The sequence below is a fragment of the Rhodococcus qingshengii JCM 15477 genome (genome assembly GCF_023221595.1).
GTDB lineage: Bacteria > Actinomycetota > Actinomycetes > Mycobacteriales > Mycobacteriaceae > Rhodococcus_F > Rhodococcus_F qingshengii.
Map to the genome: position 1 here is coordinate 4,526,388 of NZ_CP096563.1, position 22,754 is coordinate 4,549,141.

Genomic DNA, 22,754 nt, shown 5'->3' on the forward strand with positions numbered 1-22,754 from the left:
GGTAGAGCAGCCCACCGACACCGCCGATCTCCCACGCTGACGGCTTCGTCGGTGTGCCCCAACCCACGAACGTCCGGTGACCCTGCACACAATCCGTCCGGTTCGTTTGACGAAGAACCCGAAACCATCGCGCCATCGCGTCGATAAATGCGCCAGCCACGACCCGCACAAACACGGCCGACAACGCAAGAGCCGCTAATGTCGTTATGTGTCTGCAACCCAACGTGCTCGCTCCGGGGTACCGCTGGACAAGCGATCGCTCATCGTGACCGTCCCCGGCCTGCCCTGGTGGGGAGTGATCCTGCTTGCTGCCGGTGTGACCGCCGTCGGCGTACTGATCGATGCCACCGGAGGCGGCGGAGAGCTCACCGCGGTGTTCTCGACGTTCTACTTCCTGGGCTGTCTCTTCGCTGTGGTTGCCGCTTCGAACAAGGCCCTCTTCACCGCGATGGCCCAACCGCCGTTGCTGCTCTTCGCTGCGGTGCCGATCGGGCACACGCTCATCGGCAAGGACAACAGCACCGCGCTGCGCGATATCGCGATCAACATCGCGTATCCGTTGGTCAACCGCTTTCCGATCATGTTGGCCGCAACCGTGGTCGTGCTGATCATCGGTGGCTTCCGGTACTTCCTGCTCAATCAGCGCCCCACCGGACCCGCGCGCTCGACCCGCTCCCGCCGCTCGGCGGCCACCACTCGTGACTCCTCTGCAGCTGCCACGCGAGAACAACCCGCACCCGAGACCGGGCGTCGACGCAGAGTCTCGGACGCGCCCGTCCCCGGGCCCCCGCGTCGCCGCGCCCCCGAGGTGGACGAGCAGCCCGCCTACCGAAGCACCCCCAGGCGCGAGCCGATCCAGGACGAGCGTCTGCTGCCGCCTCGGAGAAGCCCTCAGCCACCCAGGGTCGATCGCACGCACCAACCGCCTACGCGTCGCCCCCAGCCCGACAGTCGGCCCGTGGCAGACGACGACTACCCGTCGTACGGTCGCCGCCGGGCGCCCGAGCCCACTCCGTCGCCCAGACGTGAGGAGCGGATGGAGCCCTTCTTCGCTTCGGGTGACGACGTATCGCCGCCGCTGCCCCCTCGCCGCCGCCCACCCGGAGTCGATCTTCCCGCGTATCCGCCGCCGCGAGTTCGGTACCGCGATCGCGAAGAGCCCTGAACAGACGCGCCCGGTAGCACAAAAATGCGGGGCACCTTCCAGATGGAAGGTGCCCCGCATTTTCTTGTTTCAGGACGTGCGCGCTGCTCGCAATTCACGGGGAAGGGCGAACACCAGAGTCTCGTTGGCAGTGGTGACGGGTTGAACGTCGTTGTATCCGTGCTCGGCAAGGAGTTCGATCACGCCGCGCACGAGCACCTCGGGTACCGATGCGCCTGACGTGATGCCGACTGTCTGGACACCCTCGAGCCACGCGAGATCGACCTCACGGGCGTAGTCGACCAGGTACGACGCGGCAGCGCCCGCCCCGAGCGCGACCTCGACCAGGCGAACCGAGTTGGACGAGTTCCGCGAACCCACCACGATCACGAGATCGCACTCGGGAGCCATCGCCTTGACCGCGACCTGACGGTTCTGCGTGGCGTAGCAGATGTCGTCGGACGGCGGGTCCTGCAGATTGGGGAAGCGCTCACGCAGGCGCGCGACGGTCTGCATCGTCTCGTCGACGCTCAGTGTGGTCTGGGAAAGCCAGATGACCTTCGACTCGTCACGAACCGCGACCGCGTCGACCGAATCCGGGCCGTCGACGATGGTGACGTGATCGGGAGCCTCACCTGCGGTGCCCTCGACCTCCTCGTGGCCTTCGTGGCCGATGAGCAGAATGTCGTAATCGTCGCGGGCGAATCGCTTTGCTTCCTGGTGCACCTTCGTGACCAGGGGGCACGTTGCGTCGATCGTGCGCAGGTTCCGCTCGGCAGCCGAGTCGTGGACGGCCGGCGACACACCGTGCGCCGAGAACACGAGCAACGATCCCTCGGGAACCTCGTCGGTTTCGTCGACGAAGATCACGCCTTGATCTTCGAGCGTCTCGACGACGTGGCGATTGTGGACGATCTCCTTACGCACGTAGATGGGTGCGCCGTGCTTCTCGAGGGCCTTCTCGACGGTCTCGACCGCGCGGTCGACGCCGGCGCAGTAGCCGCGAGGCTCGGCGAGGAGCACGCGCTTGGCGCTGCCCTTGCGGGTGGACGGCGAATCAGCCGAGTGCGCGATACCGAGATTGAGAGGAACAGCCGAAGACATGTGACCAGCCTACTGGCACCTCGAACGTGAGACACTCCGGCAAACGTGAACACCTCGGTTTCGGGCTCCGATCGAAGGTTCCGAAGTAAACGAGTACGGCCGTCACAGGCAAGTCGGCTACCGATTGTCGGAGCTTTGCGGCAAGCTGTGGGAATGATCCGACCACCGTTCGTGGCGCGCGTTGCCGCGGGACTCGCCGTCACCGCGATGGAAGAGGCAAAGAAGTTGCCCACCACCGCCGTCGCCCTGCCGATGACCGCCGTGAGCCAGATGCTGCAGACAAGCATGCGCGTGCAGCAGTCGATCACCTCGTTGGCCATCAAGGGCGATCAGGCATTTGCACTGATCAACTGGTCTTCCGAGGACGAACAGCCCGAGTGGGCGGTCTTCGACGAAGACGTCGACGCGCCTGCTGACCCGACGTCTTCCACCGGATCGACCACCGCTGACACCCCGACCAACGCCGGTCGCTTCGCGCTCTACTCGCTCGAGCCGACTGCCCCCATCGAGGAACCCGCACCCGTCGCCGAGTCCGAATCCACGGCAGCTACGACGGACGGACCTGCCGAAGAGCCCGAGATCGTCACCGAACTCGACTACCCCAACCTCACACTCGCACAGCTCCGTGCGCGCATCCGGACGCTCAGCATCGACGAGCTGACCGCAGTCCTGGACTACGAGAATGCGACGCTCGCCCGGGCACCGTTCCAGACCATGCTCACCAACCGCATCACCACAGCCAAGGCAAAGTGACTTCCGCAACGCCCCCCGCTTCATCGCAGCGATCGTCCGGCGCCAGCAGCGCTGAGCAGCCGTGGCCGGTCCGCACGGTTTCCGCCAAGGTCGCCGGCTGGATCGATCGGCTCGGCAGCATCTGGGTCGAAGGCCAGATCACCCAGATCAATGCACGCCCCGGCACCCGAACGGCCTTTCTCGTCCTGCGTGATCCGTCGGCAGACATGTCGCTGTCGATCACGTGCTCACCGCAGTTGTTGCACAACTCCCCGGTGCCGTTGACCGAGGGCTCGCGTGTCGTGATGTTCGGCAAGCTCTCGTTCTACACCGGACGCGGAACGGTGTCGTTGCGTGTCACCGAGATTCGCGCCGTGGGTATCGGTGAGCTGCTTGCCCGCATCGAGAGACTGCGCGCCTTGCTCGCCGCCGAGGGCTTGTTCGATCCGCGGCTCAAACGGCCGCTTCCGTTTCTGCCCGGCACGATCGGCCTGATCACGGGCCGAGCCAGTGCGGCCGAGAAGGATGTCGTCTCAGTCGCCCATCGTCGTTGGCCAGCAGTTGCCATCGCAGTGCGTAACACCGCGGTTCAGGGCCCGACTGCTGTTCCCCAGATCATCGAAGCGCTGAAGGAACTCGACGCCAACCCGGTAGTCGACGTCATCATCCTCGCTCGCGGCGGCGGTAGCGTCGAGGATCTCCTGCCGTTCTCCGACGAAGCGCTGTGCCGCGCCATCGTGGCCTGCACGACGCCGATCGTCAGTGCCATCGGACACGAGCCGGACAGCCCGCTCAGTGACCACGTCGCCGACCTGCGCGCAGCCACACCCACGGACGCGGCCAAGCGCGTCGTACCCGACGCGGTTGCGGAAGCTGCCCTGGTTGCGGATCTGCGTGACCGCAGCGCTGCGGCACTGCGCAGCTGGGTCAAGCGTGAGTCTCATCTGATCGAACAGTTGCGCACTCGACCGGTCATGGCATCGCCGCTGCTCGCGGTGGACCGTCGCGCCGAGGAGGTCGAAAGGCTCCAAGCCGCCGGACGACGCGATGTGACTCGGTTGATCGACTCCGAGTCCCGAACGATCGAGCATCTGCGCGCCCGGCTCACCACGCTGGGCCCCGCCGCGACGCTGGCCCGCGGATACGCAGTCGTGCAACGTGTTGTCGCCGAAGGCGATCCGGAGGTTCTGCGCTCGGTCGAGGACGCGCCACCCGGTACCCAGATTCGAGTTCGACTTGCAGACGGCGCCGTTCGCGCCGCAGTGATGGGAAGAGAAAAATGAGCAACGCCACCGACACCGACATCAACGAACTCGGCTACGAAGCAGCCCGGGACGAACTGGTGAGCGTCGTGAAGATTCTCGAACAGGGCGGTCTGGACCTCGACGCGTCACTCTCACTGTGGGAGCGAGGCGAAGCGTTGGCCAAGCGCTGTGAAGAGCACTTGGCCGGCGCGAGGGCCCGCGTCGAAAAGGCTCTGGCCGAAGCGGACGAGTAGCGTCCGCTCCGACCGCAAATCCTATGGCGTGATCGGCTGCGCTGCGCCGACCTTCTCGGCAAGAATCCGGAACTCTTCCGGCGTCGCCGCGCCCGTGAGCAACAGGCGAACATCCCCGACGTCCGTGACCCAGATCGACTCGACACCTTCGCCGCCGAAGACGTTCCACGTATCGGCACCGACGGTCTCGACTCCGGTCGCGAATCGCTGTCCACCGGCAACATGTGACACCAACGGGAATTCCTCGGCGTTGCTCTGTGTCAGCTGGATGTAGCGACCACTGGTCGTGATGAATCCCACAGTGCTCGAATCTCCGCCGCCGTCGCCGGAGATGATCTTGCGACTGCCGGAGTTCGGAGTCCACCCGTCCGGAACACCGGGATTACGGATGGGAAATCCGAGTTCCTTCGCGTCGTAGTTCAGAGCTGCGTCCACGTCGACGCTCGGGATAGGCCCCTGTGTCGGGCCGCCAGGACTGAACGTGCACTGGCTGGCGATGCCCGCAATGATGATGCAGAACAGCACCAACGGTACGAGAGACCAGACCATGTCTTTGTTGTCTTCGAGAATGCGGGGTTTCTTCGATGCCACACCCCCAGTATCCAGGTACTGCGCAGTAGATACGATTCCCGGTCCCCCTCGAGCGAGACAAAACGTCGCAGCGGCGACCCGACAGCGCACGTAGCCGCTCCCATCTGGGACAATGACGCCTGAAGAAACCACTGCGTCGACACACCCCGTCGACCGCGACCGCGCCAGGAGGCACCGCACATGACGGCCAGCAGCACTCATCGTGAGACCCCGGACCGTAACCTCGCACTCGAATTGGTCCGAGTCACCGAAGCCGGTGCTATGGCTGCCGGCCGCTGGGTAGGCCGCGGCGACAAGGAAGGCGGCGACGGAGCAGCCGTCGACGCCATGCGTCAGCTCGTCTCCTCCGTCTCGATGCGCGGCATCGTCGTCATCGGTGAAGGCGAGAAGGACGAAGCGCCGATGCTGTTCAACGGCGAAGAGGTCGGAAACGGCGACGGCCCCGACTGTGACTTCGCCGTCGACCCGGTCGACGGCACCACCTTGATGTCCAAGGGCATGCCCAACGCAATCTCTGTTCTGGCTGTTGCCGAGCGCGGCGCGATGTTCGATCCGTCGGCCGTGTTCTACATGGAGAAGATCGCTGTCGGGCCGGATGCCGCAGATGTCATCGACATCAGCGCACCGATCGCCGAGAACATCAAGCGCGTGGCCAAGGTCAAGAAGGCGTCGGTCTCCGACATCACGATCTGCATCCTGGACCGCCCGCGTCACAACCAGCTGATCCAGGACGTTCGCGACACCGGCGCTCGTATCCGTCTGATCTCCGATGGTGACGTTGCCGGCGCGATCGCCGCAGCGCGTCCGGAGTCCGGCACCGACATGCTCGTGGGCATCGGCGGAACGCCAGAGGGCATCATCGCCGCAGCAGCCATGCGCTGCATGGGTGGATCGCTGCAGGGCAAGCTGGCCCCCACCGACGACGAAGAGCGTCAGAAGGCCATCGACGCCGGTCACGATCTCGATCGGATCCTGTCCACCGAAGATCTCGTCTCGGGCGAGAACGTCTTCTTCTGCGCCACCGGCGTCACCGACGGTGACCTCCTGCGCGGCGTCCGCTACTACGGCGGCGGCGCCAGCACGCAGTCCATCGTGATGCGTAGCAAGTCCGGCACCGTTCGCATGATCGACGCGTACCACCGTCTCGAGAAGCTGCGCGAGTACAGCTCCGTCGACTTCGACGGCGAAGAGGGCGCGGTTCCCCCGACGTTCTGATGGGCTCCGCCCCGTGAGTGGTTAGGGAGTCCCTGCATTCCTCAACCGCTCACGGGGGACGTAGTCCCCTACCCGCTCTCGAAAAGTGGCAATGTGGAGCCATGACGGAGAGCAACGATCAACAGTTCCGAATCGAACACGACACCATGGGCGAAGTTCGGGTGCCCATCGACGCACTGTGGCGAGCACAGACCCAGCGTGCAGTCGAGAACTTCCCGATCAGCGGGCGCCCGCTCGAGCGCACCCAGATCCGCGCAATGGGCTTGCTGAAAGCAGCGTGTGCGCAGGTCAACAAGGACCTCGGACTCCTCGACGCGGACAAGGCCGACGCAATCATCGCCGCCGCGAACGAGATCGCCGAAGGCAAGCACGACGATCAGTTCCCCATCGACGTCTTCCAGACCGGCTCGGGAACCAGTTCGAACATGAACGCCAACGAGGTCATCGCATCCATCGCGAAGGCCGCCGGTGTGGACGTACATCCCAATGATCACGTCAACATGTCGCAGTCCTCCAACGACACCTTCCCCACCGCCACGCATGTCGCAGCTACCGAAGCAGCGGTCACCGATCTTGTTCCGGCACTGGAACATCTGCATGCTGCGCTTGCCACGAAGGCGACCGAGTGGAAGACCGTCGTCAAATCCGGGCGCACCCATCTGATGGACGCTGTGCCGGTCACGCTCGGTCAGGAGTTCGGCGGCTACGCACGTCAGATCGAGGCCGGCATCGAGCGCGTCAACGCAACACTCCCCCGCCTCGGCGAGCTGCCGATCGGCGGAACAGCAGTCGGCACCGGTCTCAATGCTCCGGATGGATTCGGCCCCAAAGTTGTTGCCGAACTGGTCAAGTCGACCGGCGTCGACGCGCTGACTCCGGCGAAGAACAGCTTCGAAGCGCAGGCCGCGCGTGACGGACTGGTCGAGGCATCGGGCGCGCTGCGGACCATCGCCGTCTCACTGACGAAGATTGCCAACGACATTCGGTGGATGGGATCGGGTCCGCTGACCGGGCTCGGCGAGATCGCACTCCCCGATCTGCAGCCGGGTAGCTCGATCATGCCCGGAAAGGTGAACCCGGTCCTGCCCGAGGCAACTACTCAGGTTGCGGCTCAGGTGATCGGAAACGACGCCGCCATCGCGTGGGGTGGCGCAGCCGGAGCTTTCGAACTCAACGTCTACATCCCGGTCATGGCTCGCAACCTGCTGGAGTCGTTCACCTTACTGGCCAACGTCTCTCGACTGTTCGCCGACAAGTGCGTGAGCGGACTGGTCGCGCACGAGGAGCACCTCAAGACACTCGCCGAATCGTCGCCGTCGATCGTGACGCCCCTCAACTCGGCAATCGGTTACGAGGAAGCCGCAGCCGTCGCGAAGCAGGCACTCAAGGAGAAGAAGACGATCCGTCAGGTCGTCATCGAGCGCGGACTCGTCCCGGACAAGCTGAGCGAGGAAGAACTCGACAAGCGTCTCGACGTTCTGGCGATGGCGAAGGTCAAGGACTGAACAAACAACAGAGTGGCGGTTTCCACTTCGGAAACCGCCACCCTTGCACTCACACCGCAGCGGTTGCCCGCCACTCGTCGGTGCGATCGGGGCTCGCCTCGGCCAATGCCTTCAACGTCGCTTCTCGATCGAAGTCCTTGCCGTACACCGGAGTTCCCGGCTGCTGACGCCAGGAATCGTCGATCGTTCCCGCATCGACGGGATCGAAGCCCAACTGATTGATCAGATCGAAGACGACCTGCTTGTTCGCGTCGTCGTCGCCGGCGATGGGTAGCGCAATGCGCCCCTCTGCACCTTCGGGAAGCCCCTTCTCGAGGAGATGCTTCCACCAGATTCCGTTGAACGCCTTAAATACCGGAACACCCAGGTGCTCCTGCACCCATCCGCTTTCGGTCTGCCCGTCCTCGATGGCCGAGATCAGACCGTCACGCTGTTGCGGGTAGTAGTTGTTGGTCTCGATGACCGGGGCACCTGCGACCGCACCGCTGAGAATCCCCGCCGGTAGATCAACCACGTTCTTCTGCGGAATGCTCACGATGACCAGCTCGGCACCCTCGGCGGCCTCGGTGCTGCGGACTGCCTTCGCACCCGTCTCGGCTTCCAGTTCTGCAAGCGTGTCCGGTGTCCGCGAGTTCGAGACGCGCACGTCGTGACCGAGCGCAGCGAGCCTACGTGTGAGCGTGCCACCGATCTGACCGGCTCCGATGATTCCGATGCGCATGATCCTGCTCCTTCGTCGTGTGGAGTGGCGATCGCGCCACCGCTGCATTCGTCAACGACGAGAACGCACCGGGTCATTCCGCACCGGCCATTTCAACTCCCGTTGATTCAATCGGTTGACGAATCGAGTGCGAGTTTGATGCGAACACTGACCGGGTCGGTCTGCAATCCGCGAAAGGCAGAGGCCGTCAGCGCCGATCTGATCTTCCCCGACGCAAATGTCTTCACCCGCGCCGGCACGTCGTCGTCCGGCATGATCTGGGCCTGTCCGTCCACCCACTCGCCGCGGCGACGGATCCGAACCTTCGGCGTCGCAGAGATATTGGCACCCCACCCCGTGCCGGTGCCATGCTGCGCAATGACCCACGCCTCGTCACCGTCGTAGGTGATCGCAACGGGCACTCGGCGGGTCAGACCGGTTCGGCGTCCAACCGTCTCGATCTCGGTCATCAACGACGGCATCAAACCGATCCGATTCAATCCGGTGACCAGCGGATTGGCGAAATACTTCCCGACTGCGACTTCGATTCTTCGTTTTCGTGCAACTGACGTCGGTACCGGCATGTCGTTTCCTCTCCTCCGAAGCTAGTGCTCGAAGCAACAGCTCTATACCGCACGATATAACCACTGTTCGGGCAGTTTTGCCACCAAGAATCTCCGTCGATACCCACCACCTGCACACAACACTTGACTGTGTCTGTCGGTTACATCTAGTCTCAGATTCGTTCCTATACCGATCGACATACTGGGAGGCAGTGATGAACACACCTCGAGACGCCTTGTTGCCATGACCGGCCCGCAGACGCGTTGTCCGATCGCCGCAGCGCGTCGCAAGTGGGGAGTACCAAGAGAATCAGCGGCACCAGATGATTCGAACAGCACTGCGATTGCATACGATGGCGGGATGGCCGACTCCGATTCCCGCACTCTGATGCTGGTCGGCGCCATCAATGCCTTCCGTGAACACGGGATCGCGACGACCTCGCTCACCGAGATCGTCGAACGCTCGGGAGCTCCCCGCGGGTCGGTGTACCACTACTTTCCCGAGGGCAAAGGACAGCTGGCCGGCGAAGCAGTTGCCTACTTCGGCCGGGGCGTCAGTGCCGCCATCAGTTCGATGATCGCTCAGTCTTCCCCACCGGAGATCATCGACGCGGTTGTCACGATATTTCGAAACAGCTTGGTAGAGAGCGATTTCACCTCCTCCTGTCCGGTCGCAGCCGCGGCAGTGGAGGGCGCGTCGACGCCGGCGGCATTAACTGCTGCGGGCGAATCCTTCACCTCGTGGGAATCGCTACTCACATCGTTCTTCTGGCAGCAGGGACAGCCGTCCGAGACTGCAGCACAATGGGCAACCGTCGTGATCGCGTCAATCGAAGGCGCGACGCTGATGGCAAAAGCTCAGCACACCACGGCGCCTCTCGATCGCATCGGCGCTCACCTCAAGGCTCTGGTCTCGGCCCCGAGCTGACCAACCCTCTTTCTTCCAACCGCTGCTGCCGTCCGCGCAGGAGCAGAGATGGCGTACAAACATGTCTCACACACTTGCACCGGTGCCCTCGGCGCCCATGATGACCAAGTCCCGTCGATTCACTGCGCTGATCTTCATCTGCCTCGCCGAACTCCTTGTCGTGCTGGACAACACAGTGGTCAACGTCGCACTGCCGACGATGAGCGTCGACTTGTTCGCCAGCGTCAGCGACCTGCAGTGGATCGTCGACGCGTACACGTTGACCTTCGCCGGGTTCCTACTCACTTTCGGCCACCTGGGTGACCGCTTCGGACGCCGCCGAGTGATGATCATCGGCTTGATCGGCGTCGGTGCGATGTCGCTCGTCGGCGCTTTGGCTTCCAACCTCGAACAGGTGATCATGGCGCGAGCCGCCATGGGTGTCTTTGCCGCAGCTGTCTTTCCGGCTACGTTGGCCATGATCACCAACATCTTCACCGACGCCAGAGAACGAGCCATCGCCATCGCGGCCTGGACCGCAATGGCCGGCTTCGCGATTGCCATCGGCCCGACTGCGGGCGGCTGGCTTCTCGAGCACTTCTCCTGGCACTCGGTGTTCTGGATGAACGTTCCGGCAGCACTGTTGGTCATCGTGGGTGTGCTGCTGGTTGTTCCGGAATCGAAGGCGCTCCACGTCGGCCGATTCGATTTCGTCGGAACAATCTTGTCGCTACTCGGCATCGTCATTCTGGTGTGGACCATCATCGACGCACCACATCGCGGATGGGTGTCGACATTCAGCATCACGGGATACCTCTCTGCGACAGTGTTTTTGGCCGCATTCGTCGCATGGGAACTGCGCACCGACGCGCCGATCCTGAACATGAATCTCTTCCGAATCCGGCGGTTTTCTTTCCCCGCCTTGGCTATTGCTGTCAGCTACTTCAGCATGTTCGGATTCTTGTTCCTGATCACGCAGTACTTCCAGGGCGTTCGGGAGTACTCGCCGCTCGAATTCGGCATCCACTCTTTGCCTTTCGCTGCAGCTGTCGCCGTGGGCGCCCCAGTCGCCACCTTGGCGGCACAGAAACTCGGCACGACTGCAGTGATGGTGTTCGGCCTCCTGGTACTCAGCGGCGGGATGTTCCTGGCGGGTCGGACGACCGTCGAGACGCCCTACCTCGGACCCGTCGTGATCTCGATGGTCCTCATGGGTCTGGGCCTCGCAATTGTCCAGGGACCGGCGACCGACTCCATCATGTCCTCGGTGCCCCTCGACGAAGCGGGCGCAGGTTCGGCAGTCAACGACACGACGCGTGAGCTCGGCGGGACCCTGGGTGTCGCCGTCATCGGTTCGATCGTCGCCTCGTACTACACGTCCAAGGTGGCTCCGATCGTCGACGCCATTCCCGACGCCGTGATGTCGGCGCAGGAGAAAGGCTTCGCTCGTGAGTCCGTGCTCAGCGTCATCGAAATCCGCTCCCGCGACATCAGTCCGCTCTTCGAGCAGCAGAAGGACAGTCTGATCTACACGATGAAGACCGCATGCCTGGAAGGCTTCGCCATCGCGTCGTACTTCACGGTCGGAGCAGCATTGATCACCGCTCTGCTGGTCGCGTTGTTGCTCCCTTGGAAGCCGGTCACGGAAGGCTCCATTCTCGGCAGTCTGACAACCAACACCCCGAAGTAGCTACAAGGTTTCCCGATTTGTCCCAATATCAGCCCGCCGTTCCCCGATACTGGATTGACCGAGTGGTACCGACGACAACCCTGCTAGGGAGAATCTCGTGTCCATCACCAGTAGAAACAGCTCGCGACTGTCGGCAGCGGCGGTTCCGGTAGTACTGACGGTCGCCCTGCTCGCCGGATGCTCGTCCGATTCAGACACCACCTCGGCGCCCGGGCCGGTCGTCAGCGACGCCAGCCCGGGTCTCGACGCCGGGGTGCCGATCCCGGACGGGCAAATCGACGACGCGGTCGGGAAGCTCGACGGCCTCGCGAACGACCTCATGGCAAGTTCCGGTGTTCCCGGCATGGCGGTGGCCGTGGTGCACGGAGGTAAGACTGTGTACGCAAAGGGATTCGGGGTTCGCGAGTTGGGTAAGAGCGCCACCGTCGATGCCGACACCGTGTTCCAACTGGCATCGGTGTCGAAATCGGTCGGGGCCACGGTGGTCGCCCACGAAGTCGGAATCGGGACCGTCGACTGGGACACTCCGGTGATCTCGAAACTGCCGGGGTTTGCGCTTGCCGATCCGTGGGTGACCGACCACCTCACGATCTCCGATCTCTACACGCATCGGTCGGGGTTACCGGACCACGCCGGCGACGGGCTGGAGGACCTGGGCTACAACCGGGCCCAGGTGCTCGAAAAACTTCGCCAACTTCCGCTCAATCCATTCCGAATCACATACGAGTACACGAACTTCGGCGTCACTGCCGGTGCGGAGGCCGTTGCAGCCGCGGCGGGCACCGATTGGGAAACGCTGTCGCAGAACACGATCTACGGTCCGCTCGGTATGACATCGACGTCTTCGCGGTTCGCCGATTACCAAGCCCGAGAAAATCGAACAGTCGGCCATATCCTCGAAGACGGAAAGTACAAGGTAGGGCCGGTTCGGGACGCCGATGCCCAATCCCCCGCCGGTGGAGTCAGCTCCTCGGTGAACGACATGGCCAAGTGGTTGGACATGGTGCTGTCTGGCGGTCGGTATCAGGGGCAGCAGGTCGTTCAGACGGATGCGCTCGTGCCCGCAGTCAACCCGGAAATCGTCTCGCGCCATGCGCAGGAAATCGGGGAACGTTCCGGCTTCTACGGCTACGGGTTCAACGTTTCCGACAGCGCGGCAGGCCGTGTGACCGCCAGCCACTCCGGCGCCTTCCTGCTCGGTGCCGGGACCAATTTCGTGACGATTCCCTCCGCTGACGTCGGCATAGTCGTTCTGACCAACGGCACGCCCACCGGCGTCGCAGAGACTTTGACCGCCGAATTCGCCGATCTGGTGCAGTTCGGGAAGATCACCCGCGAGTGGCGCCCGCTGTACGAAGCGTCCTTTGCCTCACAAGCCGACCCTGAGGGCGAACTTGCCGGGAAGACGCCGCCGGCCTCCCCCGCTCCCGCGCCACCGACAGACCAATTGACCGGCGACTACGGCAATCCGTACTGGGGTCCCGCGCTCGTGACGCAGCAGAACGGTGCGCTGACCTTGACCATGGGTCCCGCGGCCGCGACGTACCCTCTGACCCACTGGGACGGAAACACCTTCACGTTCCCGCTCAGCGGCGAGAACGCACCGGCCGGGACGGTCTCGAAGGCCACCTTCGACGGAAACTCGCTAACCTTGGAGTACTTCGATCACGATCATCTCGGTACCTTCATCCGGGCAACACCGGCCGAATAGTCAGCCAAGGACACCCCATGAGTAGTTCGACAGCCACGGTGAACGCAATGTTCGCGGCCCTCACCGATTTCGACGTGGACGCCGCAGCCGAATTGATGACAGACGACATCGTCTGGCAGAACGTCTCGCTCCCCACCCTGCGAGGCAAGAAGACCGTCGTGCGAGCGCTTCGTCTGGTCACCAAGCCTTCACTGAAATTCGAGGCGGAGATGCACCACATCGTCGGCGACGAGTCCACGGTGCTCACCGAACGCACCGACATCCTCACTGTCGGACCGTTGCGCATCGAGTTCTGGGTATGCGGAACTTTCGAACTGCGCGACGGCAAGGTCTGCGTCTGGCGGGACTACTTCAGTCTGCGAGACGTCGCGTGGGGCGTGGTAACCGCGGTCGGCCGCGCAGTCGTCGGGACCGGGACACGAAGTAGGCTTGCTCCGGCCTGAAATCACCTGCCGAAAGCGAGCGAACCTGCCATGTCCGAAAACACCACGCCTGACTCCTTCGACGCCGGATTGGCTGTGCGCACCGAAGTCATGGGGGCCGATTTCGTCGACGCCGCCTTCGAGCGCACCCGGGGAACGGACAGCGAAGAACTGCAGAACTTCGTGACGGCCAACGTCTGGGGTTCGGTATGGACGCGTCCCGGTCTCGATCGACGCAGCCGCAGCCTGATCAATCTGGGAATGCTGATCGCCCTGCGCGCGGAGAACGAACTGAAAGGCCACGTCCGCGGCGCGTTGCGAAATGGCTTGACGCGCACCGAGATCGTCGAAACCGTGATACATGCCAGCGCGTACTGCGGCGCCCCGGCCGGACTCGCCGCGATGCGCGTGGTCCAGGAAGTCCTCAACGCAGAATTGGGACCGCTGGAGAACTGAGCTTCTCCCCGCGCGGCACGAGTGCCGCACGGGGAGAACAATTCTCAAGGAGTCGGTCCGCACTCCTCCAACATTTCGGTAACCAATTCGGCGATCGGCGAACGCTCGCTTCGCGTGAGCGTGATGTGCGCGAACAGTGGATGCCCCTTGAGCTTTTCGATCACGGCGGCAACACCGTCGTGGCGGCCCACTCGCAGGTTGTCGCGCTGCGCAACATCGTGCGTCAACACCACTCGAGATCCGGTTCCGAGTCGAGAAAGCACCGTCAGCAACACATTTCGTTCGAGGGACTGCGCTTCGTCGACGATCACGAACGAATCGTGCAGCGACCGACCGCGAATGTGCGTCAGCGGCAACACTTCCAGCATTCCGCGGGCGAGAACCTCTTCGAGAACCTCTGGCGAGGCCAACCCGTCGAGAGTGTCGAAAACGGCCTGAGCCCACGGGCCCATCTTCTCGCTCTCACTACCGGGAAGGTAGCCGAGTTCTTGTCCGCCAACGGCATACAACGGACGGAAGACGACAACCTTGCGCTGAGTGCGGCGCTCGAGAACGGCTTCCAAACCTGCTGTCAGAGCCAAGGCCGACTTACCGGTGCCCGCCTTACCACCGAGAGAGATGATGCCGATGCTCTCGTCCATGAGGAGATCGAGCGCAATGCGCTGCTCGGCGGAGCGGCCGTGCAACCCGAACGCCTCGCGCTCACCGCGCACCAACTGGATGCGCTTGTCGGGAGTCACCCGACCGAGGGCGCTCGACGAACCACCGAGCAGGCGAAGACCCGTGTGACACGGTAGATCTCGCGCTTCGTCGAGGTCCAGGAAACCCTCGTTGAACAGCTCGTCGATGTCCGTCGAGGCGACGTCCAGCTCAGTCATGCCCGTCCATCCGGATGGCACGACGTCGTGAGCGTGGTACTCGTCGGCAGGTAGTCCCACCGCGCCTGCCTTCACACGAAGCGGAATGTCCTTGCTGACGAGGACTACATCCTTGCCCTCCGCAGCAAGATTCAGCGCACACGCCAGAATCCTCGAATCGTTACTGTCCGTGCGGAATCCGACGGGCAGGACCGCAGGGTCGGTGTGATTGAGTTCGACCTGCAGTGTCCCGTTCTCGGTGCCGATCGGCACCGGACGGTCGAGGCGGCTGTATTCGATCCGTAGATCGTCGAGCATGCGGAGCGATTCTCGGGCGAACCATCCCAGTTCGTGGTGGTGCCGTTTGCCTTCGAGTTCACTGATCACGACCAGTGGGAGTACCACGTGGTGTTCGGCGAATCGAGTGACAGCCCATGGATCGGACAGTAGTACCGAGGTATCCAAGACGTACGTGCGAAGTGCATCTCCCGAATGATTCCCGGCTGATAGATCAGCCCGGGCCGAGTGGGCAGAGACGGAGCGTGATGCAGTCACGTTGGGCTCCTAGGTCTGCGCGGCACCCGCGCAAACTCAGCTCGCTGGGCCGGACGGCTCTGGTGTCAGGTGACGCTGTGTCAGCTGAAACAAGGGCCGGGCGCCGGCCCTCTCGTACTGAGTGTTTCAGTCACGATCAGAACCTCCCGCACAAGTAACTTCTGGTTACTCGTTACTGCCGACGGTACTGCGGATCGGACACTCGCGCCACGGAACGAGCCGCACATCTGGTGAACGCCAGGTAACAAAATGCCACTCGTGTGATTCGGCGTCACTCAGGACTCGATCAGACCCCACTTCGCGGCGCGCACCGCTGCCTGAACCCGCGAATTGGTTCCGGTCTTGACGAAGATGTTCTCGAGATGGGTGGCGACGGTGCGACGGCTGACGAACAACTCCTCGGCGATCTCGACATTGCCCGCGCCCCTGGCCACCAATTGCAGTACTTGAATCTCCCGTGGGCTCAGATGGACACGATCGAGCGCCACCTGGTCCCCCACGACGCGCGAGCAGGCTGCGCTGGACGCCGCCACCACCTCCCGTACGCGATCGACGACGCCGGAATCCGCGAAGCTCATGTGCAGCAATCCGGTCACCTCACGGCCGGAGAACCCCAATGCGACCGAGGCACCCTCGGCGTACCCGGACGGCCGCAGAACATCGGTGACCATCTCGACCTGCTCGAATCGTGGCACGTCCTGCCAGAACACGGGCACGCCCGAAGCCTCGCGAATGATGCCGAAGAGATTGCGATCGGCGACGAAGTCCTCGAGCAGGAACTCGAGCACCCTGGCGTCGTATCCGGAACACGCCAGAGCCCGATGTCTTCCGCTCGACGGGTCTCGGTACGTGACCGCCGCAGCCGAGTACGCGAGTCCACGTGCGCGGAGTTCTTCGGCGCACAGGCCGAGAATTCCGTACGCCCCGGCCGCCGGCGATCGCGGCGCGAACATGTCAGGTCCAGCGCCGCGATCAGGCAGTACAGACGTCATCACACCAATCTAGCCAATCGTGTGAGCTAGGCCACGACCAGTGAATCGGCCGGCTTCTTGTCCGCCCACGGACGTGCCGCTTCGAAGTTCGCGGCAGCCCGCAGGACCACTGCGTCCTGGCGGTGACGTGCGGCGATCTGCAGCCCCACCGGTCGACCGTCGGCGGTGAATCCAGCGGGCACGGTGATCGCCGGATTGTTGAGCATGTTGTACGGGTAGGTGAAGAGCCAATCGAGCAACTGCTCACGCAGCGACGCACCCTCGAGCCACGACGGCGCGAACTGACTGAGCGGGAACGTGGCCGAAGCCAAGGTCGGCGAGACCAACACGTCGTAGTCGTTCATGAACGCGGTCCACGTGTCCCACATGACGCCGCGGAATGCGTCGGCCCGCCCGACGTCGACACCGGTGAGCCGCTCGGCCTCGTGCATGATCTCGATCAGGTTGTCGTCGACCTCGCCGCGCTGGTTCTCCCAGTCGAGCAAGTCGTATTCGGAAGCGAAACCGGGAACCCAGATGCCGTTCCACATCGACTCCGACGGATTTCCCCACTGCGGGGTCGCCTCGGTGATCCGGGCACCCAATTCCTCGAATGCCGACAACGCGTCGAGACACACCGCCAGCACCTCCGGATCAACATGGCCGAGACCGAGATTCGTCGACCACGCCACGCGAAGGCCCTTCACGTCGCCCTTCGAGGCTTCGACGTACGAGGTCTCGGCACGCTCGATCGAGAGCGGGTCCGCATTGTCCGGCCCGGCCATGATGTCGAGCATCAGCGCGTTGTCGGCGACAGTCCGGGTGATCGGACCGTGATACGCCCAGTTGTAGAAGCGCCCGGCCAGGATGGTCTGCGGGATGACGCCGGTGGTCGGCTTCAACCCGACGACCCCGCAGAGCGCCGACGGGATACGCACCGATCCCGCGCCGTCACTGCCCTCGGCGAGTGGCCCGAGGCCTGCAGCCACGGCAGCCGACGCACCGCCACTGGACCCGCCCGCGCTGTTGCCGAGCTTCCACGGGTTGTGCGTCGGCCCGTACAGGTGGTTGTCCGTGCCTCCGTAGTAACCACTTTCGGGAGTATTCGTCTTTCCCAGGAACAGTCCGCCGGCGCCTCGCAGCCTGTCCACGACGACGGCATTTCCCGTCGCGATGTTGTCGGCCATCGGCTTCATCCCGAACGTGGTCGGCAGCCCGTCGACTGCCGTCAGATCTTTGATCGTGAACGGAACGCCGTGCAGCGGGCCGAGCTTCTCGCCCGCTTCCTGTTGCCGTGAGAGTTCGGCCGCATCGCGCGTCACCTGCTCGCGATCGAACTGCACTATCGCGTTGATCGACGGATTGACGGCGTCGACGCGCTGGATCATCGCTTCGGCAATCTCGTTGGGCGAGAGACTGTTCGACGCGACCGACGCCGCCATCTCGGTAGCGGAGAGCCAATGCAGATTCTGTTCGGTCATGGGGTTTCCTTCGCCGGAGGGGTGATGCTCTCAGGCTAGGAAGCACCGAACTCGGCCACCATCGGTCATGTGACCGATGCCACAATCCGCGACTGGCAAAAAACCAGCGGCCCGGCCCCTCGAAAGGGACCGGGCCGTCGGTGAAGGAATACCTAGACGTTCTTGCTGAGCAGGCCCCAGTTCTCGAGACCGTCGTACAGCGGAAGGTCGAGGGCGAGCTTGGCGACGCGCGCACGCAGCGCCGGCAGATCCGCGTTGCCGGCCAGAGCGGTACCGATGATGTCGGCGACCTCGGTGAACTCGGCATCGCCGAATCCGCGAGTGGCCAACGCTGCGGTACCGATACGCAGACCGGAGGTGGTCATCGGCGGGCGGGGATCGAACGGAACAGCGTTGCGGTTGACCGTGATGCCGATTTCGTGCAGAAGGTCCTCACCCTGCTGGCCGTCGAGCTGCGAGTTACGCAGGTCCACGAGCACGAGGTGGACGTCAGTGCCGCCGGTCAGGACGCTGATGCCCTGGTCTGCGACGTCCTTGTTGCCCAGACGCTCGGCAAGGATGCGCGCACCGGAAAGGGTGCGTGCCTGACGATCCTTGAACTCTTCACCGGCAGCGATCTTGAAGGTGACTGCCTTGGCCGCGATGGCGTGCATGAGCGGTCCACCCTGCTGACCGGGGAAGACAGCGGAGTTGAGCTTCTTGGCCCACTCTTTCTTCGCCAGGATCAGGCCCGAACGCGGACCACCGAGGGTCTTGTGGACGGTCGAGGAGACGACGTCTGCGTACGGGACGGGCGACGGGTGCAGTCCTGCCGCAACCAGTCCGGCGAAGTGAGCCATGTCCACCCACAGGTACGCCCCGACCTCGTCGGCGATCGCGCGGAACGCCGCGAAGTCCTGCTGACGCGGGTACGCGGACCAGCCGGCAACGATGACCTTCGGCTTCTCGGCGAGGGCGATCGAGCGCACCTCGTCCATGTCGATGCGGTGATCTTCCTTGCTGACGCCGTAGGACGCGACGTCGTACAACTTGCCGGAGAAGTTGAGCTTCATGCCGTGCGTGAGGTGACCGCCGTGTGCAAGGTCGAGGCCGAGCAGCTTCTCACCCGGGTTCATCAGTGCCATCAGAACAGCAGCGTTGGCCTGTGCGCCCGAGTGCGGCTGAACGTTCGCGAACTCTGCACCGAAGAGTTCCTTCGCACGGTTGCGCGCCAGATCCTCGATGACGTCGACGTGCTCGCAACCGCCGTAGTAACGACGTCCCGGGTAGCCCTCGGCGTACTTGTTGGTCAGGACGCTGCCCTGAGCCTGCAGAACCGAGCGGGGAACGAAGTTCTCCGACGCGATCATCTCGAGCGTGTCGCGCTGACGAGCCAATTCACCAGCCATCGCCTCGGCGACTTCGGGGTCGAGTTCGGCGAGTGATGCAGAGTTGACGTCGGAGCCGGGCACAGCGGTCATCGAGGAATCTCCAAGCTGGATGCGGAAACGAATGCGTCCAGTCTACGAAGTTCGCTCCCGCCGTCTCCACCCGGCACTAGGCAGCACGCAGAGAGCTGGGGACCAGCGGCTCGTCGAGCAGCCTGCGGAAGCGTTCGGTGCGCTCCGCGCCCACCGGCACCTCGTCCAGCCATCCCCCGAGCAGCCGGTATCCCTCGACATACGTGCTGGTGTATGCCCGCCACAGCGGCGAAGACAGGAACTTGAGCGATTGGCGAGCGCGTTCCGGCGTCGACAGCGACCACCGTTCGAGGAACAGCGCCACGTCGTCGAGGCTGCGCCCCTCGTCGTGCAACATCAGCGCCGCATCCTGCCGGACACTCAGCAGTTGCCCCGACGCGGCGGAGAGCCGTTGCGCCTTTTCCCCGTCGAAAGAGAAGCCGAGGTCGGCGTAGATGTCCTGCGCCCACACACCCCAGTCCGGGCCGACAATCGCTTCCAGCGCCAAATCCGCGAGGCCTTCGGCCATGATGCACTGCGGCGTGTTGACCAGGAACAGTGTCTGCTCGAGCTGGCCCGAACCGACCAGACCGGCTTCCTTACGGCAATGCTCGGTGTGATGGCCGGGGTAGGACTCGTGCGCGATCAGCCGCGGCAGGTTGGCCATGAACTGCGGCAGATCCGAATTGATCGCAACCTTGGAGCGGTAGTCACCGAGGTAGTAGTTGAAGCCGGACCACGGCTTGTCCCCCACCACTTCGTATTCGACGGTTTCCGACGCGGGAAGCCCGAAGGTGCCGCGGACCAGATCGCGCAGCGCACTCGACATTGCCTCGACGCATTCGTTCAGTTTCGCCGCGGGGATCTCGTCGGCCTTGCGATGCGCCTGCACCCGCTGCGCCAGCGGTCCCGGACCGGGCAGAACTTCACCCATCAACCGGTGAGCGTCGCTGTAGGCGTCCTCGTTTCCCTTTTCGATTCGTACGTCGAAGTACGCCTCGACCTCGTCCACGAAGCCGATGTCCTCACCCGCGAACTTGCGCCCGGAGCATTCCAGGGCGCGAAGGTGTACGTCGACGAAGTGGGAGCGTTCGGCATTCAGACCACTTCCGGCCAACTCGCCCCGCAATTCACGTGCCGTGCGGGCAAGTTCACGCGGATCGGGCTTCGGGGCGCTCTCGATCTGCTTACGCAGCGCCGGGTCACCGGTGAACGCGTCGACGAACCCGTCTTCGAGACGGTCGAAACCCAGTCCGAGCAGCAGGTATTGGCGAACAAGTGTGTCTGGATCCATAACCACCGAGCCTAGTCGCTCGCTCCGGAATGCCACCCGGCGAAAGTCCCGGACGTGGCACCGAGCACAATCCGACTATGCACTCGGATCGTGCGCACACGCGCCTGGCTTGCTCGCATAGCTGTTTCGTCCGCCGGGCCCCGGGTTCACTACGTGCCGGTGAGCTGGGCTGATGGCGCGCACCAACGAATCGAGTCCCTACGTCGAGTTCGACCGCAAGCAGTGGCGGACACTGCGTAAGTCGACGCCACTGGTGTTGACCGAGGACGAGTTGTACGGCTTGCGTGGTCTCGGCGAGCAGATCGATCTCGAAGAAGTTGCCGAGGTTTATCTCCCCCTCGCACGTCTGATCCACCTACAGGTAGCGGCGCGCCAACGACTGTTCGCGGCCACCGCGACCTTCCTCGGCGAGAAGCATCCCGACCGTCAGGTGCCCTTCGTCATCGGCGTCGCCGGTTCGGTCGCGGTCGGAAAATCCACGACTGCTCGTGTGCTGCAAGCTCTCCTGGCCCGCTGGGATCACCATCCGCGCGTCGACCTCGTCACCACGGACGGATTCCTCTATCCGACCAGGGAACTCCAGCGTCGGGGCATCATGCACCGCAAGGGTTTTCCCGAAAGCTACGATCGCCGCAAGCTGTTGCGCTTCGTCACCGAAGTCAAGTCCGGGGCGGAAGAGGTAGCGGCGCCGGTCTATTCGCATACGTCGTACGACATCATCCCGGGCCAGTACCACCTGATCCGCCAGCCCGACATCCTCATCATCGAGGGCCTCAACGTCCTGCAGACCGGCCCGCGTCTGATGGTCTCCGATCTGTTCGACTTCTCGATCTACGTCGACGCCCGCATCGAGGACATCGAAGCCTGGTACATCCAGCGGTTCCTCGCGCTACGCAACACGTCGTTCGCCGATCCGAACGCCCACTTTCACCACTACTCCGGCCTCTCCGACCGTGACGCGACCATCGCGGCGAAGGAGATCTGGAACTCGATCAACCACCCGAACCTGGTGGAGAACATTCTCCCCACCCGCCCCCGCGCAACCCTGGTGCTGCGCAAGGACGCCGATCACACGATCAACCGGCTGCGACTGCGCAAGCTCTGAGACGGCTCAGGCGCCGAACCGGCGGTGGCGCGCCGCGTAATCGCGCAAGGCTCGAAGAAAGTCGACTCGACGGAATTCGGGCCAGTACGCCTCGGTGAACCAGATCTCCGAATAGGCGCTCTGCCACAACAGGAATCCGGAGAGCCGCTGCTCGCCGGAGGTGCGGATCACCAGATCCGGATCGGGCTGTCCCGACGTGTACAGATGCCCGTCGATGCCGTCGACCGTGACGGCCTGGATCAGTTCGTCGCCGCTCAGACCCGCACCGATCTTGTCGCGCAGGAGCGATTGGACGGCGTCGGCGATCTCCTGACGCCCGCCGTATCCGATCGCGACGTTGACATGTGTCCCGGTTCGGCCGCTCGTCCCCGCCGCCGCTTCCCGCAAGCGCCTGGACTGCTCGGGAGGCAGAAGATCGAGAGCACCGACGATCTGCACACTCCAGTTCTTGCCGGGCCCGGAGATCTCTTCGACGACGTCGGTGATGATTTCGAGGAGGGTGTCGAGCTCTTCCGGCTCGCGGCGCAGGTTCTCGGTCGAGAGCAGGTAGATGGTTGCCATCTCGATTCCGGCGGCGTCGCACCACTCGAGCAATTCGGCAATTTTGAGCGCGCCCATGCGGTGCCCGTGACTGACATCGGTGAAGCCGTTCTCGCGAGCCCATCGCCGATTTCCGTCACACATCACGGCTACGTGCCGTGGGTGCGCGAGACCGTCGAGATGACTGAGGAGTCGTCGCTCGTAGATGCTGTACAGCAGTCCGCGCAGATTCACCGTGACATCACCATGGTGTCAAAGACTACGCCCGGCAGTG

22 protein-coding genes are annotated in these 22,754 nt (G+C 63.7%); 12 read left to right on the top strand and 10 right to left on the bottom strand.

What is annotated here, in order from left to right; translation table 11 throughout:
- Positions 1–208 precede the first annotated feature (208 nt).
- Complete coding sequence (locus tag M0639_RS20540) at positions 209–1,165, top strand: DUF6542 domain-containing protein (RefSeq protein ID WP_064075749.1); 957 nt, start codon at positions 209–211, stop codon at positions 1,163–1,165.
- 69 nt (positions 1,166–1,234) lie between these two features.
- On the opposite strand, the gene M0639_RS20545 is transcribed toward M0639_RS20540, so the two are convergent.
- On the bottom strand, positions 1,235–2,248 hold the full coding sequence (locus M0639_RS20545; protein ID WP_064075748.1) for a 4-hydroxy-3-methylbut-2-enyl diphosphate reductase: 1,014 nt from the start codon (positions 2,246–2,248) through the stop codon (positions 1,235–1,237).
- A gap of 153 nt (positions 2,249–2,401) precedes the next feature.
- Between M0639_RS20545 and M0639_RS20550 the strand changes: the two genes are divergently transcribed.
- From M0639_RS20550 to M0639_RS20560, 3 genes are read left to right on the top strand one after another with little or no spacing between them, the layout of a single operon-like run.
- Positions 2,402–3,001, top strand: a complete 600-nt coding sequence (locus M0639_RS20550; RefSeq protein WP_134932325.1) for a lipid droplet-associated protein — start codon at positions 2,402–2,404, stop codon at positions 2,999–3,001.
- Positions 2,998–4,263, top strand: a complete 1,266-nt coding sequence (xseA, locus tag M0639_RS20555) for an exodeoxyribonuclease VII large subunit (RefSeq protein ID WP_042920858.1) — start codon at positions 2,998–3,000, stop codon at positions 4,261–4,263. The genes M0639_RS20550 and xseA overlap by 4 nt, the downstream gene beginning before the upstream one ends.
- Positions 4,260–4,478: an exodeoxyribonuclease VII small subunit gene (locus M0639_RS20560; RefSeq protein ID WP_003945276.1), complete on the top strand. Its 219-nt coding sequence runs from the start codon at positions 4,260–4,262 to the stop codon at positions 4,476–4,478. The genes xseA and M0639_RS20560 overlap by 4 nt, the downstream gene beginning before the upstream one ends.
- 21 nt (positions 4,479–4,499) lie before the next feature.
- Here the strand turns inward: M0639_RS20560 and M0639_RS20565 are convergent, their stop codons facing one another.
- On the bottom strand, positions 4,500–5,069 hold the full coding sequence (locus tag M0639_RS20565) for a DUF4245 domain-containing protein (RefSeq protein ID WP_003945206.1): 570 nt from the start codon (positions 5,067–5,069) through the stop codon (positions 4,500–4,502).
- A gap of 180 nt (positions 5,070–5,249) precedes the next feature.
- On the opposite strand from M0639_RS20565, the gene glpX reads away from it, so the two are divergent.
- A complete protein-coding gene (glpX, locus tag M0639_RS20570; protein ID WP_003945202.1) occupies positions 5,250–6,284 on the top strand; it encodes a class II fructose-bisphosphatase in 1,035 nt (344 codons plus the stop codon).
- A gap of 101 nt (positions 6,285–6,385) precedes the next feature.
- Entirely contained in the window at positions 6,386–7,789 is a 1,404-nt protein-coding gene (locus M0639_RS20575; protein ID WP_003945220.1) for a class II fumarate hydratase, read from the top strand.
- Between the two features lie 49 nt (positions 7,790–7,838).
- On the opposite strand, the gene M0639_RS20580 is transcribed toward M0639_RS20575, so the two are convergent.
- Complete coding sequence (locus tag M0639_RS20580) at positions 7,839–8,558, bottom strand: NADPH-dependent F420 reductase (RefSeq protein ID WP_074447084.1); 720 nt, start codon at positions 8,556–8,558, stop codon at positions 7,839–7,841.
- Positions 8,559–8,617: 59 nt separating this feature from the next.
- Positions 8,618–9,073, bottom strand: a complete 456-nt coding sequence (locus tag M0639_RS20585; RefSeq protein WP_042920867.1) for a nitroreductase family deazaflavin-dependent oxidoreductase — start codon at positions 9,071–9,073, stop codon at positions 8,618–8,620.
- 340 nt (positions 9,074–9,413) lie between these two features.
- Between M0639_RS20585 and M0639_RS20590 the strand changes: the two genes are divergently transcribed.
- The 5 genes from M0639_RS20590 to M0639_RS20610 all read left to right on the top strand — a co-directional run bounded on the left by M0639_RS20590 (position 9,414) and on the right by M0639_RS20610 (position 14,238).
- Complete coding sequence (locus M0639_RS20590; RefSeq protein WP_003945239.1) at positions 9,414–9,980, top strand: TetR/AcrR family transcriptional regulator; 567 nt, start codon at positions 9,414–9,416, stop codon at positions 9,978–9,980.
- 97 nt (positions 9,981–10,077) lie between these two features.
- On the top strand, positions 10,078–11,649 hold the full coding sequence (locus M0639_RS20595) for an MFS transporter (protein ID WP_064075747.1): 1,572 nt from the start codon (positions 10,078–10,080) through the stop codon (positions 11,647–11,649).
- A gap of 97 nt (positions 11,650–11,746) precedes the next feature.
- On the top strand, positions 11,747–13,360 hold the full coding sequence (locus tag M0639_RS20600; protein ID WP_047270320.1) for a serine hydrolase: 1,614 nt from the start codon (positions 11,747–11,749) through the stop codon (positions 13,358–13,360).
- Between the two features lie 17 nt (positions 13,361–13,377).
- Positions 13,378–13,803 (top strand): limonene-1,2-epoxide hydrolase family protein, encoded by a 426-nt coding sequence (locus M0639_RS20605; RefSeq protein ID WP_007726363.1) that lies wholly within the window; start codon positions 13,378–13,380, stop codon positions 13,801–13,803.
- Between the two features lie 30 nt (positions 13,804–13,833).
- Entirely contained in the window at positions 13,834–14,238 is a 405-nt protein-coding gene (locus M0639_RS20610) for a carboxymuconolactone decarboxylase family protein (protein ID WP_064075746.1), read from the top strand.
- A 44-nt stretch (positions 14,239–14,282) separates the two neighbouring features.
- Here M0639_RS20610 and phoH2 read toward each other — a convergent pair whose 3' ends face one another.
- The 5 genes from phoH2 to M0639_RS20635 all read right to left on the bottom strand — a co-directional run bounded on the left by phoH2 (position 14,283) and on the right by M0639_RS20635 (position 20,835).
- Positions 14,283–15,650: an RNA 5'-3' helicase PhoH2 gene (phoH2, locus tag M0639_RS20615; RefSeq protein ID WP_064075745.1), complete on the bottom strand. Its 1,368-nt coding sequence runs from the start codon at positions 15,648–15,650 to the stop codon at positions 14,283–14,285.
- A gap of 275 nt (positions 15,651–15,925) precedes the next feature.
- On the bottom strand, positions 15,926–16,642 hold the full coding sequence (locus tag M0639_RS20620; RefSeq protein WP_063316812.1) for a helix-turn-helix transcriptional regulator: 717 nt from the start codon (positions 16,640–16,642) through the stop codon (positions 15,926–15,928).
- A 26-nt stretch (positions 16,643–16,668) separates the two neighbouring features.
- Positions 16,669–18,102, bottom strand: coding sequence for an amidase (locus tag M0639_RS20625; protein WP_064075744.1), 1,434 nt, complete (start codon positions 18,100–18,102; stop codon positions 16,669–16,671).
- 152 nt (positions 18,103–18,254) lie between these two features.
- The gene (gene glyA / locus M0639_RS20630; RefSeq protein WP_003945195.1) at positions 18,255–19,562 is read right to left on the bottom strand and encodes a serine hydroxymethyltransferase; all 1,308 of its coding nucleotides are present in this window, start codon (positions 19,560–19,562) and stop codon (positions 18,255–18,257) included.
- Between the two features lie 76 nt (positions 19,563–19,638).
- Positions 19,639–20,835 carry a hypothetical protein gene (locus M0639_RS20635; protein ID WP_064075743.1) on the bottom strand — a complete coding sequence of 399 codons (1,197 nt, stop codon included), beginning with the start codon at positions 20,833–20,835 and terminating at the stop codon, positions 19,639–19,641.
- A gap of 172 nt (positions 20,836–21,007) precedes the next feature.
- Between M0639_RS20635 and coaA the strand changes: the two genes are divergently transcribed.
- Complete coding sequence (gene coaA, locus M0639_RS20640; protein ID WP_003945270.1) at positions 21,008–21,940, top strand: type I pantothenate kinase; 933 nt, start codon at positions 21,008–21,010, stop codon at positions 21,938–21,940.
- A gap of 6 nt (positions 21,941–21,946) precedes the next feature.
- Here coaA and M0639_RS20645 read toward each other — a convergent pair whose 3' ends face one another.
- Positions 21,947–22,714: an isoprenyl transferase gene (locus M0639_RS20645; RefSeq protein WP_003945211.1), complete on the bottom strand. Its 768-nt coding sequence runs from the start codon at positions 22,712–22,714 to the stop codon at positions 21,947–21,949.
- Between the last annotated feature and the right edge of the window lie 40 nt (positions 22,715–22,754).

Bases quoted from the DNA above. Each gene is read 5' to 3' on its own strand.
- M0639_RS20545 (WP_064075748.1), bottom strand. From the start codon at position 2,248: ATGTCTTCGGCTGTTCCTCTCAATCTCGGTATCGCGCACTCGGCTGAT.
- M0639_RS20550 (WP_134932325.1), top strand. From the start codon at position 2,402: ATGATCCGACCACCGTTCGTGGCGCGCGTTGCCGCGGGACTCGCCGTC.
- M0639_RS20560 (WP_003945276.1), top strand. From the start codon at position 4,260: ATGAGCAACGCCACCGACACCGACATCAACGAACTCGGCTACGAAGCA.
- glpX (WP_003945202.1), top strand. From the start codon at position 5,250: ATGACGGCCAGCAGCACTCATCGTGAGACCCCGGACCGTAACCTCGCA.
- M0639_RS20575 (WP_003945220.1), top strand. From the start codon at position 6,386: ATGACGGAGAGCAACGATCAACAGTTCCGAATCGAACACGACACCATG.
- M0639_RS20580 (WP_074447084.1), bottom strand. From the start codon at position 8,558: ATGCAGCGGTGGCGCGATCGCCACTCCACACGACGAAGGAGCAGGATC.
- M0639_RS20585 (WP_042920867.1), bottom strand. From the start codon at position 9,073: ATGCCGGTACCGACGTCAGTTGCACGAAAACGAAGAATCGAAGTCGCA.
- M0639_RS20590 (WP_003945239.1), top strand. From the start codon at position 9,414: ATGGCCGACTCCGATTCCCGCACTCTGATGCTGGTCGGCGCCATCAAT.
- M0639_RS20595 (WP_064075747.1), top strand. From the start codon at position 10,078: ATGATGACCAAGTCCCGTCGATTCACTGCGCTGATCTTCATCTGCCTC.
- M0639_RS20605 (WP_007726363.1), top strand. From the start codon at position 13,378: ATGAGTAGTTCGACAGCCACGGTGAACGCAATGTTCGCGGCCCTCACC.
- M0639_RS20610 (WP_064075746.1), top strand. From the start codon at position 13,834: ATGTCCGAAAACACCACGCCTGACTCCTTCGACGCCGGATTGGCTGTG.
- M0639_RS20620 (WP_063316812.1), bottom strand. From the start codon at position 16,642: ATGACGTCTGTACTGCCTGATCGCGGCGCTGGACCTGACATGTTCGCG.
- M0639_RS20625 (WP_064075744.1), bottom strand. From the start codon at position 18,102: ATGACCGAACAGAATCTGCATTGGCTCTCCGCTACCGAGATGGCGGCG.
- glyA (WP_003945195.1), bottom strand. From the start codon at position 19,562: ATGACCGCTGTGCCCGGCTCCGACGTCAACTCTGCATCACTCGCCGAA.
- M0639_RS20635 (WP_064075743.1), bottom strand. From the start codon at position 20,835: ATGGATCCAGACACACTTGTTCGCCAATACCTGCTGCTCGGACTGGGT.
- coaA (WP_003945270.1), top strand. From the start codon at position 21,008: ATGGCGCGCACCAACGAATCGAGTCCCTACGTCGAGTTCGACCGCAAG.